The 14,991-nt window shown below is 67.1% G+C and carries 13 protein-coding genes; 7 read left to right on the plus strand and 6 right to left on the minus strand.

The features are described from left to right. The first annotated feature begins 46 nt into the window (after positions 1–46). Both CRO07_RS09035 and CRO07_RS09040 read left to right on the plus strand, forming a co-directional pair. A complete protein-coding gene (locus CRO07_RS09035; protein WP_097030370.1) occupies positions 47–1,516 on the plus strand; it encodes a leucyl aminopeptidase in 1,470 nt (489 codons plus the stop codon). Between the two features lie 109 nt (positions 1,517–1,625). After that, a complete protein-coding gene (locus CRO07_RS09040; protein ID WP_097030371.1) occupies positions 1,626–2,090 on the plus strand; it encodes a DNA polymerase III subunit chi in 465 nt (154 codons plus the stop codon). Here CRO07_RS09040 and CRO07_RS09045 read toward each other — a convergent pair. The 3 genes from CRO07_RS09045 to CRO07_RS09055 all read right to left on the minus strand — a co-directional run bounded on the left by CRO07_RS09045 (position 2,082) and on the right by CRO07_RS09055 (position 5,215). After that, complete coding sequence (locus CRO07_RS09045) at positions 2,082–2,657, minus strand: retropepsin-like aspartic protease family protein (protein ID WP_097030372.1); 576 nt, start codon at positions 2,655–2,657, stop codon at positions 2,082–2,084. The two genes, CRO07_RS09040 and CRO07_RS09045, sit on opposite strands and share 9 nt — an antisense overlap. Positions 2,658–2,747: 90 nt before the next feature. Further along, on the minus strand, positions 2,748–3,368 hold the full coding sequence (locus CRO07_RS09050) for a MarC family protein (protein ID WP_407919623.1): 621 nt from the start codon (positions 3,366–3,368) through the stop codon (positions 2,748–2,750). Beyond that, positions 3,368–5,215: an ABC-F family ATP-binding cassette domain-containing protein gene (locus CRO07_RS09055; protein ID WP_097030374.1), complete on the minus strand. Its 1,848-nt coding sequence runs from the start codon at positions 5,213–5,215 to the stop codon at positions 3,368–3,370. The genes CRO07_RS09050 and CRO07_RS09055 overlap by 1 nt, the downstream gene beginning before the upstream one ends. Positions 5,216–5,343: 128 nt before the next feature. Between CRO07_RS09055 and ndk the strand changes: the two genes are divergently transcribed. Continuing rightward, a complete protein-coding gene (ndk, locus tag CRO07_RS09060; RefSeq protein ID WP_097030375.1) occupies positions 5,344–5,766 on the plus strand; it encodes a nucleoside-diphosphate kinase in 423 nt (140 codons plus the stop codon). Between the two features lie 75 nt (positions 5,767–5,841). Here the strand turns inward: ndk and CRO07_RS19315 are convergent, their stop codons facing one another. Beyond that, complete coding sequence (locus CRO07_RS19315) at positions 5,842–5,973, minus strand: hypothetical protein (protein WP_097030376.1); 132 nt, start codon at positions 5,971–5,973, stop codon at positions 5,842–5,844. A 236-nt stretch (positions 5,974–6,209) separates the two neighbouring features. After that, the gene (locus CRO07_RS09070) at positions 6,210–6,410 is read right to left on the minus strand and encodes a heavy-metal-associated domain-containing protein (RefSeq protein WP_097030377.1); all 201 of its coding nucleotides are present in this window, start codon (positions 6,408–6,410) and stop codon (positions 6,210–6,212) included. Between the two features lie 128 nt (positions 6,411–6,538). Between CRO07_RS09070 and CRO07_RS09075 the strand changes: the two genes are divergently transcribed. Together CRO07_RS09075 and cueR are read left to right on the plus strand one after the other, a co-directional pair. Further along, complete coding sequence (locus CRO07_RS09075) at positions 6,539–8,977, plus strand: heavy metal translocating P-type ATPase (RefSeq protein WP_097030378.1); 2,439 nt, start codon at positions 6,539–6,541, stop codon at positions 8,975–8,977. Next, on the plus strand, positions 8,974–9,402 hold the full coding sequence (gene cueR, locus CRO07_RS09080) for a Cu(I)-responsive transcriptional regulator (protein ID WP_097030379.1): 429 nt from the start codon (positions 8,974–8,976) through the stop codon (positions 9,400–9,402). The genes CRO07_RS09075 and cueR overlap by 4 nt, the downstream gene beginning before the upstream one ends. 31 nt (positions 9,403–9,433) lie before the next feature. On the opposite strand, the gene CRO07_RS09085 is transcribed toward cueR, so the two are convergent. Next, entirely contained in the window at positions 9,434–9,868 is a 435-nt protein-coding gene (locus CRO07_RS09085) for an Rrf2 family transcriptional regulator (RefSeq protein ID WP_097030431.1), read from the minus strand. Between the two features lie 509 nt (positions 9,869–10,377). On the opposite strand from CRO07_RS09085, the gene CRO07_RS09090 reads away from it, so the two are divergent. Together CRO07_RS09090 and glgB are read left to right on the plus strand one after the other, a co-directional pair. Beyond that, the gene (locus tag CRO07_RS09090; protein WP_097030380.1) at positions 10,378–12,777 is read left to right on the plus strand and encodes a glycogen/starch/alpha-glucan phosphorylase; all 2,400 of its coding nucleotides are present in this window, start codon (positions 10,378–10,380) and stop codon (positions 12,775–12,777) included. A 7-nt stretch (positions 12,778–12,784) separates the two neighbouring features. Then, positions 12,785–14,965, plus strand: a complete 2,181-nt coding sequence (gene glgB, locus CRO07_RS09095; protein ID WP_097030381.1) for a 1,4-alpha-glucan branching protein GlgB — start codon at positions 12,785–12,787, stop codon at positions 14,963–14,965. Positions 14,966–14,991 lie beyond the last annotated feature (26 nt).

Raw genomic sequence — 14,991 nt, forward strand, 5'->3', positions numbered from 1 at the left:
CCGAAGACGGCGCCGAAGCGCCGGACGTCTCAAGCGGAGTTTCGCCATGACCCATCCCGTTCCGATCCAGTTTCAGGCGCTTGATCTTGATGCGCTCGCCGCGGCACCGGGCCGCATCGTTGCCTTCGCCGGCGACGGCGGCGCGATGGGACCGACGGCCAAGCGTGTGAACCGCCTGACCCGCGGGGCGCTGGAACGGGCGGCGGCGTCCGAGGCGTTCGGCAAGCTGAAGCCGGGCGAGGCGATGGAACTGGCGTTTCCCGTGGGGCTGGCGGCCGATGCGGTGCTGCTGGTGAAGCTGGACCGCCGCGCCGATGTGGCCACCGCGCGCAAGGCGGGCGGCGCGATCGGGCGGGGGCTGTCGAAACTGGCCACGCTGGTGCTGGCCGACACGATCCAGCGCGCCGCCGAGGTTTCGTTCGGGATCGCGCTGCGGGCCTATGACTTTGCCGTGCACAAGAGCGGCGAGAAAACCCTGCCCGGCCCGGTCACGATGATGGTGACGGCGCCCGAGGCGGTGGCGGCCGAGGCCGGCCCGATGGCCGCGCTGGCCGAAGGCATCTTTTTCACCCGCGATCTGGTGAACGAGCCAGCCAACATCCTGTCCACCTTCGATTTCGCCGCACGGCTGGCGGCGATGCACGAACTGGGACTCGAGGTCGAGATCCTGGAAGAAGAAGAGATGGAAAAGCTGGGGATGGGCGCGCTTCTGGGCGTGGGCCAGGGGTCCGAACACCCGTCAAAGCTGGTGGTGATGCAGTGGAAGGGAGGGCCGGCCGATCAGGCGCCGCTGGCGCTTGTGGGCAAGGGGGTGGTGTTCGACACCGGGGGGATCTCGATCAAGCCCGCCGCCGGCATGGAAGAGATGACGATGGACATGGGCGGCGCGGCCGTGGTGTCGGGGGTCATGCGGACGTTGGCGATGCGGAAGGCAAAGGCCAATGTCGTGGGGCTGGTGGGCATCGTCGAGAACATGCCCGACGGCAAAGCGCAGCGGCCGGGCGACGTGGTGCGGTCCATGAAGGGCGACACGATCGAGGTCATCAACACCGATGCCGAGGGGCGGTTGGTGCTGGCCGATGTGCTTTGGTATGCGCAGGACCGCTTCCAGCCACAGGCGATGGTGGATCTGGCGACGCTGACCGGGGCGATCATCGTGGCGCTGGGGCATGAGAATGCGGGCGTCTTTTCCAACAACGATGCGTTCTGCAACGCGTTCCTGAAGGCTGCCCATGCCGAGGGTGAGGGCGCCTGGCGGATGCCGATGGGCGAGGCCTATGACGAGAAGCTGAAGTCGCGGATTGCGGACATGCGCAATTCCTGCGGGCGCGAGGCGGGCTCGATCACGGCGGCGCATTTCCTGAAGCGGTTCGTGAAGCCCGAAGTGCCGTGGATCCATCTGGATATTGCGGGGACGGCGCTGCTGAAGGCCGATACGGCGCTGGCGCCGAAGGGGGCGACCGGCTGGGGGGTGCTGGCGCTGGACCGGCTGGTGCGCGAGATGCTGGAGAAGTGACGCAGAGGCGGGCGGCTGTGGCCCGTGTCGGAGCGGGGGCTGTCTGCCCCCGCGCCCCCGAGGATATTTGGGCCAGACTGAAAGCAGCAAGCGGGGGGTCGGGCAGGCGATGGGGTGTGTGATGTTCTATCATCTGACCCGGTCGCGCGCGGAGGAGACGGCGCGTCTGCTGTTGTCGCGTGCCTTGGCGCGCGAGTGGCGGGTCATGCTGCGCGGGACTGACCGGCTGCGGCTGGAGGCGTTGGATCTGGCGTTGTGGCGTGAGCCGGAGGACGGGTTTCTGCCGCACGGGCTGGAAGGGGGGCCGCATGATGCGGTGCAGCCGGTGTTGCTGGGGCTGGGCGCGATCGGCAATGCGGCGCAGGCGCTGATGCTGATCGATGGGGCCGCGGTTTCGCCCGAGGAGGCGCGGCCATTGGAGCGGGTATGGGTGCTGTTTGACGGGCTGGACGAGGTTCAGCTTCAGCGGGCGCGGGGGCAGTGGAAAGAGCTGACCGGGGCGGGGTTGGCGGCGCAATACTGGTCGGAAGACTCGGGGCGCTGGGAGATGAAGGCCGAGACCGGGTCAGCGTGAGAGCACCATGCGGTCGTCGGCGATCTCGATCCGGAAGCGTCGCAGGTAATCCATGCCGAGAAGCGACATCTCCATCCGGCCTTCGTTGACCCAGGCGGGGAGGTTCCTGTCTGTGAAGGGGCCGAGCGTCACCTCGGGCAGGCGGGTGCGGGCGGTGCGGACCGGGCCGTTGGCGGTATTGGCTTGCCCGAGATAGGCGAGGCCGGCCGGGTCGATGCCGATCTTTTGTGCGTCGGCCTGTGACAGCACGACCGAGCTTGCGCCGGTGTCGGCCATGAAGCGGATCGGCGTGCCGGCGATGTCGAGCGTCAGGTAGAAGTGGCCGTCGGGCGCGCGCTGGATCTCGATCCGGCCGTCCTGCATCATCGCCTGGCTGGGGATCAGATCGCTGCGGATGTCCTGCCAGAGCCCATAGCCCGCCACCGCGCCAAGGAAAATCAGGCCCCAGGCGAGCGCCGCCCGCAGGGCCGCGCCGAGGCGGTTGCGGTATTCCACGATGACCCATGTGGCCACGGCCATCAGCAGAAGTCCAAGGTAGGCCAGCCTGCCGATCAGATCCCCGTCCATCGCGCTCTCCTGCGTGTCGGTCCGATATGGGGCGGGAGGGCCTTCGCGTCCAGCGGGATTGTGCCTGTCGGTCGGGGTGACACGGGATCTTCAGCCCAGCAGGCCCGAGCCGCGGATCCCGTCGATCACGAACTGCACCGACAGAGCGGCGAGAAGCATCCCCAGCAGCCGGGTGATGACCAGCGTTCCGGTGCGGCCCAGCAGCCGTTCCAGCGGGCTTGCCACCAGAAACAGCAAAAACGCCGTGAGAATCGTGGCCAGCATCACCAGATGCACCGCCAGCGTGCCGGTCCAGTCGCCGGCCGAGCCGACCAGCAGGATCATCGAGGCGATCGCGCCGGGGCCGGCCATCAGCGGGATACCCAGCGGGAACACCGAAGGGTCGTGATCGTGCGGCTCGGCTGCGGTCTGGCCTTCGCGGCGCTGGGTGCGGCGTTCGAACAGCATGTCGAGCGCGGTCAGAAACAGCAAGATCCCGCCCGCGATGCGGAAGGCGGGCATCGAGATGCCGATGAAGTTCAGCGCGGCCTCACCCACCAGCCCGAACAGGGTCAGCACGCCGGCCGCCACAAGGCAGGCGCGGATGCCGATGGCAAGCCGGCGTTCGCGCGTCATGCCCGGCGTCAGTGCGATGAACAGCGGCACCAGGCCCAGCGGGTCGATGACCACGAACAGCGTCGCGAAAGCGGTGACGATGAAGGTCGGGTCCATCAGCCAGCCGCCTCGAGCCGTTCCTGCGCCTCAAGCCAGAGTGCTTCGGCGCGGTCGATCGCCTGGGCCACTTCGGCGAATTTCTTCTGCCACTCCGCCATTTCCGCCACCCGTTCCGGTTCGTAAAGCGCAGGGTCGGCCAGTTTTGCCGACAGCCGGTCGCGCATGTCGGTCAGCTTTTCCAGCCGATCCTCGCATTTGCGGACATCGGCGCGCAGGGCCATCATCTCGTCTCGGCCGGCCTTTCTGGGCGCGGGCTTTTCCGGCTTCTTCTCGGGCGGGGGGTCGTCCCCGGCCAGAAGCTGGCGGCGGTAGGCGTCGAGATCCTCGGAATAGGGCGTGACGGCGCCGCCCTTGACCAGCCAGAGCCGGTCGGCCACCAGTCCCAGAAGATGCATGTCATGGCTGACAAGCACGACAGCGCCGGCATATTCCGTCAGCGCCTCGACCAGTGCCTCGCGGCTTTCCATGTCGAGGTGGTTGGTGGGTTCGTCCAGGATCAGCAGATGCGGCGCGTCGATGGTGGCCAGAAGCAGCGAAAGCCGCGCCTTCTGCCCGCCCGAAAGCCGCCCCACCGCGGTTTCCGCCTGATCGGCCATCAGCCCGAAGCCGGCCAGTCGGGCGCGCAGGCGGGGCTGGCCTTCGTCGGGGCGCAGGCGCATCACATGTTGCAGGGGCGTCTCGTCAATGTGCAGCTCATCGACCTGATGCTGGGCGAAATAGCCGATGCGCAGTTTTGACGAGCGGACCAGCCTGCCGTCCATCGGGTGAAGTTTGCCGGCCAGCAGCTTGGACAGCGTGGATTTTCCTTCGCCGTTGCGGCCCAGAAGCGCGATCCGGTCATCCTGATCGATGCGCAGCGACAGCCGCTTCAGGATCGCCTTGCCGTCATAGCCGACCGAGACGCCGTCCATCGTGATGATGGGGGGGGGCAGTTCCTCGGGCTTGGGGAAGGTGAAGACCTGCCGTTTCGCCTCTTCGGGGGGCGTGATCGGGGTCATCTTCTCGAGCATCTTCACGCGGCTTTGCGCCTGCACGGCTTTCGATGCCTTGGCCTTGAAGCGGTCGACAAAGCTTTGTAGATGGGCGCGGCGTGCCTCTTGTTTCTTGGCCTCGGCGGCCTGCACGGCGCGCTTTTCCGCCATCTGGCGGGCGAACTGGTCGTAGGGGCCGGTCCAGTAGGTCAGCTTTTTCTGGTCCAGATGCAGGATGCCCTGCACCGCGCGGTTCAGAAGCCCGCGATCATGCGAGATGATCAGGACGGTGTGGGGATATTTCTGCAAGTAGCTTTCCAGCCACAACGCGCCTTCAAGGTCGAGGTAGTTCGTCGGCTCGTCCAGCAGCAGCAGGTCGGGTTGCGCGAACAGCACCCCCGCCAGCGCCACCCGCATCCGCCAGCCGCCCGAGAAGTCCGAACAGGGGCGCCGCTGTGCCGCATCGTCAAAGCCCAGCCCCTTGAGGATGGCCGAGGCCCGCCCCTCGGCCGACCATGCGTCGATATCGGCCAGACGGTGCTGGATATCGGCGATGCGGTGGGGATCGGTGGCGTGTTCGGCCTCGGCCATAAGCTCGGCGCGTTCGGTATCGGCGGCCAGCACCGTATCCAGAAGCGAGGTCGCCGACGACGGCACCTCTTGCGCCACGCCCCCGATCCGCGAGCGGGCCGGCAGGGCGATCTCGCCGCCTTCCAGCGCCAGTTCGCCCCGGATCAGGCGGAACAAGGTGGTCTTGCCGGTGCCGTTGCGGCCGACAAGGCCGACCTTGTGGCCGGTGGGAATCGTGGCCGAGGCGCCCGCGAACAGCGGCCGGCCTTCAACCGAATAAGAGATGTCGGAAATGCGCAGCATGGGCCGGGTGATGGACTGCGCCGCCCCGGCTGTCAACGCGGGCCGGGCCCCGATTGCCCCCTTTTGTCGCAACCGGCCGCGTGCTAAGGCCCACGCGCAGAGTTTCACCCCTTCGAGGAGACGCCGAAATGGCCATCGAACGCACCCTGTCGATCATCAAGCCCGACGCGACCCGCCGCAACCTGACCGGCAAGATCAACGCCAAGTTCGAGGATGCCGGCCTGCGCATCGTCGCGCAAAAGCGCATCCACCTGTCGCTGGCGCAGGCGCAGAAGTTCTATGCCGTCCACGCCGAGCGCCCCTTCTTTGCCGAACTGACCGAGTTCATGGCGTCCGAGCCGGTGGTGGTTCAGGTTCTGGAAGGCGAAGGCGCGATTGCCAAGAACCGCGAAGTGATGGGCGCGACCAACCCTGCCAACGCCGATGCCGGCACGATCCGCAAGGAATTTGCCCTGTCGGTCGGCGAGAACTCGGTTCACGGCTCGGATGCGCCGGAAACCGCGGCGGAAGAAATCGCCTTCTTCTTCTCGGGTCTTGAACTGGTCGGCTGATCGCCCACCCGTCAGACAGTGAAAAGGCCGGCGTTTCCGCCGGCCTTTTTCATGTCGAACTGCCGCCGCGACCGATCAGATCGAGGCCCAGTCGTTGAACACCGGCCGCGCGGGCACGGGCTGGCGCACGGTTTCGGCGCCGCCCATCTGGGACGAGGCCGGCGCGGTGCCTTGTTGCGGTTGCGGGATCGAGGCTTCCTTGGCCATGTGACTGCTCCGGGTCGGGCTACGGGTTACAAAGTCTGTCTGCGTCGGTCTGTATCCCCCCGCCATGCAGCGCCTTGGGCGGGTGCGATGGCGGCAAGATGACACATTCCCCTTTGTGTATGCTTCATCCCCGAGTCGGGCAAGAAGATTGTATGCCGCCGAATACCGAAGTCGCCGGACATTGCGTCAGATTTGTCACGCCCTGTCCGAATTGCGCCCGCAAGCCGTGTCCGGCCTCAGTCGATCACCGATGCGGGAAAGCCGATCACATCAAGCGCCGAGATCAGCATTGCCGCGGGGATGGTGCCTTCGACAGTGGCGGTGCGGGCCTCCTGATCGAAGCTGATGCCGTCGAAGCCCGGCAACGGGGCCAGCGCCCCCTGAATCGCGGCGCGGCAATGGCCGCAGGACATGTCGGGAATGGAAAGTCGGGTCATGGTGGTCTCCTTTTCCGCTCAGATGAGGGGCTTCCCGTGCGGGAAGGTCAAGCCTCACGCGAAAGTTTCGCGCGGGCCTTGACCTTCCAGTGTCGGGAGGGCCCATCTTCCCCTTGAAGGAGATCGCCATGACGCCGAACGCCCCGCCTGCCGGCCTGAACTCGCTGCGCCTGCGCCCCGAGGGGATGAGTTGCGCCTCGTGCGTGGCGCGGACCGAACGCGCCCTGAGCGCCGTTCCGGGGGTGGCCGAGGCCCGGGTCAGCCTTGCCGACGAAAGCGCCGAGATCCGCTATGCCGCCCCCGCGACGCCGGGCGCGCTGGCCGAGGCGCTGGCGCGGGCGGGCTATCCCGCGCGGCAGGAACGGGTGACGCTGTCGGTCGAGGGCATGACCTGCGCGGCCTGCACCGGGCGGGTGGAACGGGTGCTGGCGGCGCAGCCGGGCGTGGTCTCGGCCAGCGCGAACCTTGCCAGCCGCCGCGCGCAGGTCGTGGCGTGGGAAGGTGCGGTCACCGCGCAGGCGCTGGTGCAGGCGGTGACGCGCGCGGGCTTTGCCTCCGCGCCGCTGGACAGTCAGGCGCCCGACCGCCGTGCCGAGGATTACCGCCGGCTGAAGCGCGATGCGCTGGTGGCGGCGGTGCTGGCGCTGCCGGTGGTTCTGGTCGAGATGGGCGGCCATCTGATCCCGGCGCTGCACCACTGGATCGCGGCGACCATCGGCACCGACGCCTTCTGGATGGTGCAGTTCGTGCTGGCGACGCTGGTTCTGGCGGGGCCGGGGCGGCGGTTCTTCCTGAAGGGCCTGCCGGTATTGCGCCGCGGGGCGCCGGACATGAACAGCCTTGTCGCGGTGGGCACGCTGGCGGCCTGGGCCTTTTCCACCGTGGCCACCTTTGCGCCCGCCCTGCTGCCCGAAGGCCAGCGCGCGGTCTATTTCGAGGCCGCGGCGGTGATCGTCGTGCTGATCCTGACAGGCCGGGTGATGGAGGCGCGGGCACGCGGGCAGGCCGGTGCGGCGATTGCCAGTCTGATGCGGCTTCAGCCCCGCACCGCCCGCATCGAGCGCGAGGGCGCGCTGATCGAAGTGCCGATCGAGAGTATCACCTCGGGTGCCGTGCTGCATATCCGGCCGGGCGAGCGTATCCCGCTGGATGGTGTGGTCGTCTCGGGCGAAAGCGCGGTCGATGAAAGCATGTTGACCGGCGAGCCGCTGCCGGTGGCCAAGACGGCCGGCGCCGTGCTGGTGGGCGGCAGCATGAACGGCCGCGGCGCGCTGGTGATGCGGGCGACCAAGGTCGGCGCCGAAACCGTTCTGGCCCGCATCATCGCCATGGTCGAAGAGGCGCAGGGCGCCAAGTTGCCGGTGCAGGCGCTGGTCGATCGGATCACGCTGTGGTTCGTGCCGGCGGTGATGGCGGCGGCTGGGCTGACGGTGCTGGTCTGGCTGGCGCTTGGCCCCGGTCTGGGTGCGGCGCTGGTGGCGGGGGTGTCGGTGCTGATCATCGCCTGTCCCTGCGCGATGGGGCTGGCCACGCCGGTCTCGATCATGGTGGCGACGGGGCGCGCGGCGGAACTGGGGGTGTTGTTTCGCAAGGGCGATGCGCTGCAACGGCTGGCCGAGGTCGAGCGGGTGGCCTTCGACAAGACCGGCACCCTGACCGAGGGCCGCCCGCAGGTGACCGACATCCGTCCGGTCAACGGCTTTGATGCCGACACGCTGCTGCGCCTTGCCGCCGCGGTCGAGGCGCGGTCGGAACATCCGCTGGCCGGCGCGATCCTGCGGGCGGCAAAGGGGATCGCGCTGCCCGAGGCGACGGGCTTTGTGGCCTCGGCCGGTCATGGCGCCGAGGCGCTGGTCGAGGGGCAGCCGGTGCGGGTGGGTAGCGCGCGGATGATGGCCGGGATCGATCTTGCCCCGCTGGCGGCGGCGGCCGACCAGTTGGCCGGGCAGGGGCGCACGCCGGTCTTTGTCGCGGCAGGGGGCCGGCTTGCCGGGCTTCTGGCGGTGGCCGACCGGGTAAAGCCCACGGCGCGGGCGGCGGTGGCGGGGCTGTCGGCGCTTGGGTTGCCCTCGGCCATGGTCACGGGCGATGCGCCGGGGGTGGCGCGGGCCATCGGGGCCGAGTTGGGGATCACCGACATTCATGCCGGCGTGCTGCCCAGCGGCAAGCTGGACGAGGTCGCCCGCATGGGCCGGGTGGCTTTCGTGGGCGACGGGATCAACGACGCGCCGGCGCTGGCGGCGGCGGATGTGGGCGTGGCCATCGGCACCGGCACCGATGTGGCGATCGAGGCGGCCGATGTGGTGCTGATCTCGGGCGATCCGATGGGGGTGGCGACGGCGGTCGCGCTGTCGCGGCGCACCATGCGCAACATCCGCCAGAATCTGGCCTGGGCCTTTGGCTACAATGTGGCGCTGATCCCGGTGGCGGCGGGGGTGCTGGCGCCCTTCGGCGGGCCGATGCTGTCGCCGATGCTGGCGGCGGGCGCGATGGCGTTTTCGTCGGTCTTTGTGTTGACCAATGCCTTGCGGCTGCGCCGCATCGGCCCGGAAAAGGTGCGCCCATGAACATCAAGGAAGCGGCCGCCCGTTCCGGCCTGCCGGCCAAGACCATCCGCTATTACGAGGACATCGGCCTTGTGCGCCCGCTGCGCGGCCCGAACGGCTACCGCAGGTTCCGCGATGCCGATCTGCACAAGCTGGGTTTTCTGGGCCGGGCCCGCTCGCTTGGCTTCACCATCGAGGAATGCCGCACGCTGCTGGCGCTGTGGGAGGACCGCGCCCGCGCCAGCGCCGACGTGAAGCAGTTGGCCGAACGCCACCTTGTCCGGATCTCCGACAAGATCGCCGAACTCCAGGCGATGCAGGCCACGCTGTCACATCTGGTGCAGGCCTGCGCGGGCGACGACCGGCCCGATTGTCCGATCCTTGAAGGGCTGGCGCCCGGCTGCTGCCACCGGACGGGCGGGCCGCCCCATGGGCCATCGGCCTGACGCAAGCCGGAAAATCGGCGCGGTGTCGCGGTCAGGCGACCTTCAGCAGATCTTCAAGTTCGGTGTTTTCCTGCACCATGTCGCGCAGTGACAGCTTGTCAAGCGAGCCATAGAACGCCGCCAGCGCATCGTTGAGCGCGCATTTCAGCCGGCAGGATGGCGTCAGCGGGCAGGTGTTTTCCTTTTTCGAGAAACACTCGGTAAAGGGCAGGTTCGATTCAAAGGTTCGGAACACATCGCCCACCACGATCTTTTCCGCCGGCCGCCCCAGCGCCAGCCCGCCGCAACGCCCGCGCACGGTGCGCAGAAAGCCCTTCTGCGCCAGCCCGTGAATGACCTGCGCCAGATGGTTTTCCGATGCGTTGCAGGCCGCCGCCACCTCGGCCTTGCGGACGACGCGGCCATCGTTGATCGCGCAGAACATCAGCGTGCGCATCGCCAGATTGGTGCGGGTGGTCAATCGCATGTGCCTGCCTTTGCCGGTGAATCCTTCGCCGCGAATCCCCATGGCATCCGCGCCAACATGATCCAGATGATCCGCCCCGCGGGGGAGAGGAAAAGTCATATCCAGCACAAGCAATTTGTCGCAGCCCTTCCATGGCTGCCCTGAACCGTGCCGGATCGGGGAAAAGCGCCCGTTTTGGCGGCATCGGCGCAGATTTCGCGGCATCGGCGCCGGCCTGCTGCGGGGGATGGGCGCGCAAGGCGCGACCGCGCGGCATCAAGGGACAATGGCAGCGGCTTGGATCGCGATCAGGCACCATGTTGGCAAATTCCTTGCATGGCCTCGTGAAAGCAGCGCGGAATGCATATGTCGAACGAATGGACCGACGTCAGCCCGCAACCTTGTGACCCCGTTCCGCGGCGGGCACAGTGCGATCCTGCCCGCTTGACCGGCGGCGGAGCGCAGGTCAAATCACCACCGACCGATGCCGTCCGGCGCCCGTGCCGGACCCTTGAAACGGACACCCGCCCTTGAACGACCAAAGCCTGACCCCGAACGTCCTGAAGACCGATGTGCTGCGCCACCTGACCTTCACGCTGGGCAAGGACGCGGCACATGCCAGCCTGTATGACTGGCGCATGGCGCTGTCTTACGCGATCCGCGACCGGATCATGGAGCCGTGGTTCGCCTCGACCCGCCGGACATGGGACGAGGGCCGCAAGCGGGTCTATTACCTGTCGATGGAATTCCTGATCGGGCGCATCCTTGAAGACGCCACGATCAACCTTGGCCTGCATGACATGGCCGAGCGCGCGATGGCCGAACTTGGACAGGATTTCAAGGCGATCGTCGGCAACGAACCCGACGCCGCACTGGGCAATGGCGGGCTTGGCCGGTTGGCGGCCTGTTTCATGGAATCGATGGCGACGCTGGGCTGCCCGGCCTATGGCTATGGCATCCGCTATGAACATGGCCTGTTCCGCCAGCGGTTCGAAGGCGGCCAGCAGGTGGAAACCCCGGAAGACTGGCTGACCCTGCGCAACCCGTGGGAGTTCGACCGCCCCGAGGCCGCCTATACCGTGGGCTTCAAGGGCCATGTCGAAACCCGCGACGGCCGCGACCACTGGGTGCCGGCCGAGACGGTTCAGGCCACGGCGCATGACACGCCGGTGGTGGGCTGGCAGGGCCGCTGGGCCAACACGCTGCGGCTGTGGGGGGCCAAGCCCACGACGCTGTTCGATCTGGAACGCTTCAACCGGGGCGATTACACCGCCGCGGCCGAACCCGAGACGCTGGCGCGCACGCTTTCGCGCGTGCTTTACCCCGACGACACCACCTATCAGGGCAAGGAGTTGCGTCTGAAACAGGAATTCTTCCTGACATCGGCCGCGCTTCAGGACATCCTGCGCCGCTTCAAGGCGGGCAAGCACGACCTGCGTGCGCTGCCGAACCATGTCGCGATCCAGATGAACGACACCCATCCCGCGATTGCCGGGCCAGAGCTGATCCGGCTTCTGATCGACGAGAACGGCCTGCCCTTCGACGAGGCGCTGCCGATCGCGCAGGCCTGCCTTGGCTATACCAACCACACCCTTCTGCCCGAGGCGCTGGAACGCTGGGCCACCTTCACCTTCGGCAACGTGCTGCCGCGCCACATGCAGATCGTGGAACGCATCGACGGCTGGCACCGCCGCAGCTACCCGGCGCGGCCGCATTATGTCGGCATCGTGAAACATCACGAGGTGCGGATGGGCGAGTTGGCCTTCATCATGGCGCACAAGGTCAACGGCGTCTCGGCGCTGCATACCGATCTGGTCAAGAAGAACCTGTTTCCCGAACTGAACCGGCTTCATCCCGGCCGGATCATCAACCAGACCAACGGCGTCACCCCGCGGCGCTGGCTGCGGATGGCGAATGCGCCGTTGTCGGCGCTGATCACCGACACCATCGGCGAGGGTTGGGAGGACGACCTTGACCGGCTGAAAGGGCTTGAGGCGCATGTGACGGATGCGGCCTTCCTTGGCGCCTTCGACGCGGCTAAGCGGCAGAACAAGGTGCAGCTTGCAAACTGGATCACGGCGGACTGCGGGCTGAAGGTCAGCCCCGATGCGCTGTTCGACGTGCAGGTGAAGCGCATCCACGAATACAAGCGTCAGCTTCTGAACATCCTGGAAACCATCGCGCGCTGGCAGGCGATCCGGGCCAATCCGGGCGCCGGCTGGGTGCCGCGGGTCAAGATCTTCGGCGGCAAGTCGGCACCGGGCTATGCGGTGGCCAAGGAAATCATCCATCTCATCAACGATGTCGGCGCGGTCATCAACTCTGACCCGGTGGTGGGCGATCTGCTGAAGGTGGTCTATCCCGCGAACTACAACGTCTCGATGGCCGAGCGTCTGGTGCCGGCGGCGGATCTGTCGGAACAGATCTCGACCGCGGGCAAGGAAGCCTCGGGCACCGGCAACATGAAGTTCATGATGAACGGCGCGCCGACCATCGGCACGCTCGACGGCGCCAATGTCGAGATCCTGCACGAAGTGGGGGCGGACAACTTTTTCCTGTTCGGCCTGACCGCCGAAGAGGTGATGAAGCGGCGCGAAGATCCCGACCATGCCCGCAAGGCGATCGAGGACAGCCGGGCGATGAAGGATGTGTTGCAGGCCATCGCCGAGGGCCAGTTCAGCCCCGACCAGCCCGATCGTTACCATGGCCTTGTGCACCGGGTCTGGCACCACGACTATTTCCTTGTGGCGTCCGATTTCGAGGCGTTCCGCGCCGCGCAGGCCGAGGTCGACACCGCCTACCACGACCGCAGCCGGTGGCAGCGGATGGCGGCGCTGAACACCGCGCGCTCCGGCTTCTTCTCGTCGGACCGGACGATCCGTGGTTACATGCAGGATATCTGGGGCGTCGAGTCGGCCCTGCAACGCTAGAGGTATCATGTCCAAGGCCCCGGAAACGCTTGTCGATCCCCGTGTCGCACAGGCCATCATCACGGGGGCGCATGGCGATCCCTTCTCGGTTCTGGGGCTGCACGGGCGGGGGCGGGGCTTCGTGCTGACCGCCTTCGTGCCGGGCGCCGATCGGTTGACGGTTCTGGCCGGAGCCGAGGTTCCGGCCACCCCCGTGCCGGATTGTCCGGGCCTGTTCGCCGCCCGGATGACCGCGCGCGAGCCCTACCGCTTGCGCGCCGAAGGTCATGGCGTGGTGTGGGAGTTCGACGACCCCTACCGCTTTGGTCCCGTTCTGGGCGAGATCGACGAATATCTGCTGGGCGAGGGCACCCACCGCCGGCTCTGGCAGGTGCTGGGCGCCCGTCCGGTCATCCATGAAGGTGTGGCCGGCACGCGGTTCGCGGTCTGGGCGCCCAATGCCGAACGGGTCTCGGTGGTGGGGGATTTCAACATCTGGGACGGCCGCCGGCACCCGATGCGCCGACGGGGCGCGACCGGCGTGTGGGAAATCTTTCTGCCCGGCGTGGCCGAGGGGGCGGCCTACAAATACGAGATCCGCGGCCCGGGCGGGCAGATCCTGCCGCTGAAGGCCGATCCGGTCGGTTTCGGCTCGGAACATCCGCCGCGGACGGCCTCGGTCGTGCGCGACATTTCGGGGGCGGAATGGGCCGACGGTGACTGGATGGCCACCCGCGCGGCGCGGCAGTCGATCGAGGCGCCGGTCTCGATCTATGAGGTGCATCTGGGAAGCTGGCGCCGGGCTGAAGGCGGGCGGATGCTGTCCTGGCTTGAGGCCGCCGAACAGCTGGTCGATTACGCCTGCTGGATGGGCTTCACCCATATCGAGCTGATGCCGGTTTCCGAACATCCGTTCGACGGATCGTGGGGCTATCAGCCGGTGGGAATGTTCGCGCCGACCATCCGCCACGGCACCCCGGCCGAGTTCCGCGCGCTGGTGGATGCCGCGCATCGCCGCGGCCTTGGCGTGCTGATCGACTGGGTGCCGGGGCATTTTCCCACCGATCCGCACGGACTTGGCCGGTTCGACGGCACGGCGCTTTACGAACACGCCGACCCGCGCGAGGGGTTCCATCAGGACTGGAACACCCTGATCTACAACTATGGCCGGGTCGAGGTTGCGAATTACCTGACCTCGAACGCGCTTTACTGGCTTGAGGAATACCATATCGACGGGCTGCGGGTGGATGCGGTGGCCTCGATGCTGTATCGCGACTATTCGCGCAAGGATGGCGAATGGGTGCCCAACAAGGATGGCGGTCGCGAGAATTACGAGGCGATCGAGCTTTTGCGCCGTGTCAATGCCACCGCCTATGCCGAAAGCCCGGGCGTGATGACGGTGGCCGAGGAAAGCACCGCCTTTCCGGGCGTGTCGCGCCCGGTGCATCAGGGCGGGCTTGGCTTCGGCTTCAAGTGGAACATGGGCTGGATGAACGACAGCCTTGATTACATGGCGAAAGACCCGGTCTACCGACGCCATCATCACCATCAGATGACTTTCAGCCTGCATTACGCATGGTCGGAAAACTATATCCTGCCGATCAGCCATGACGAGGTGGTGCATGGCAAGGGCTCGATGCTGGGCAAGATGCCGGGCGAGGGCGCGGAGAAATTTGCCAATCTGCGGGCCTATTACGGATATATGTGGACGCATCCGGGCAAGAAGCTCATGTTCATGGGCTGCGAGTTTGCGCAAGGTCGCGAATGGACCCATGACGCCAGCCTTGACTGGCACCTGCTGGACCATCCGCTGCACCGCGGCGTTCAGACGCTGGTGCGCGATCTGAACCACCTTTACCGCACGACGCCGGCGCTGCATCGCAATGACGCACGGCCGGAAGGCTTCATCTGGCTGGAAGCGAATGACGCCGATCACTCGGTCTATGCGTTCGTGCGCCGCGGGCGGGTGGACGAGCCGATGGTGGTGGCGGCGATGAACTTCACCCCCGTCGCGCGTCAGATGCGGCTGGGTTTTCCCGCGCCGGGGCGCTGGGACGAGGTGCTGAACACCGATGCCGAAATCTATGGCGGCTGGAACCTTGGCAACGGTGGCTGCGTCGTTACGGACGCCACCGGCTGGCACGGACAACAGCAATCGGCCCTTGTCACGCTGCCGCCGCTGTCTACGGTGATCTTCAGGCAGGGCTGACTCTCGGACCCCCGAGTCCGCCCGGA

The sequence above is a fragment of the Cereibacter ovatus genome (assembly GCF_900207575.1).
In the GTDB taxonomy this organism is placed as follows: Bacteria; Pseudomonadota; Alphaproteobacteria; order Rhodobacterales; family Rhodobacteraceae; genus Cereibacter_A; species Cereibacter_A ovatus.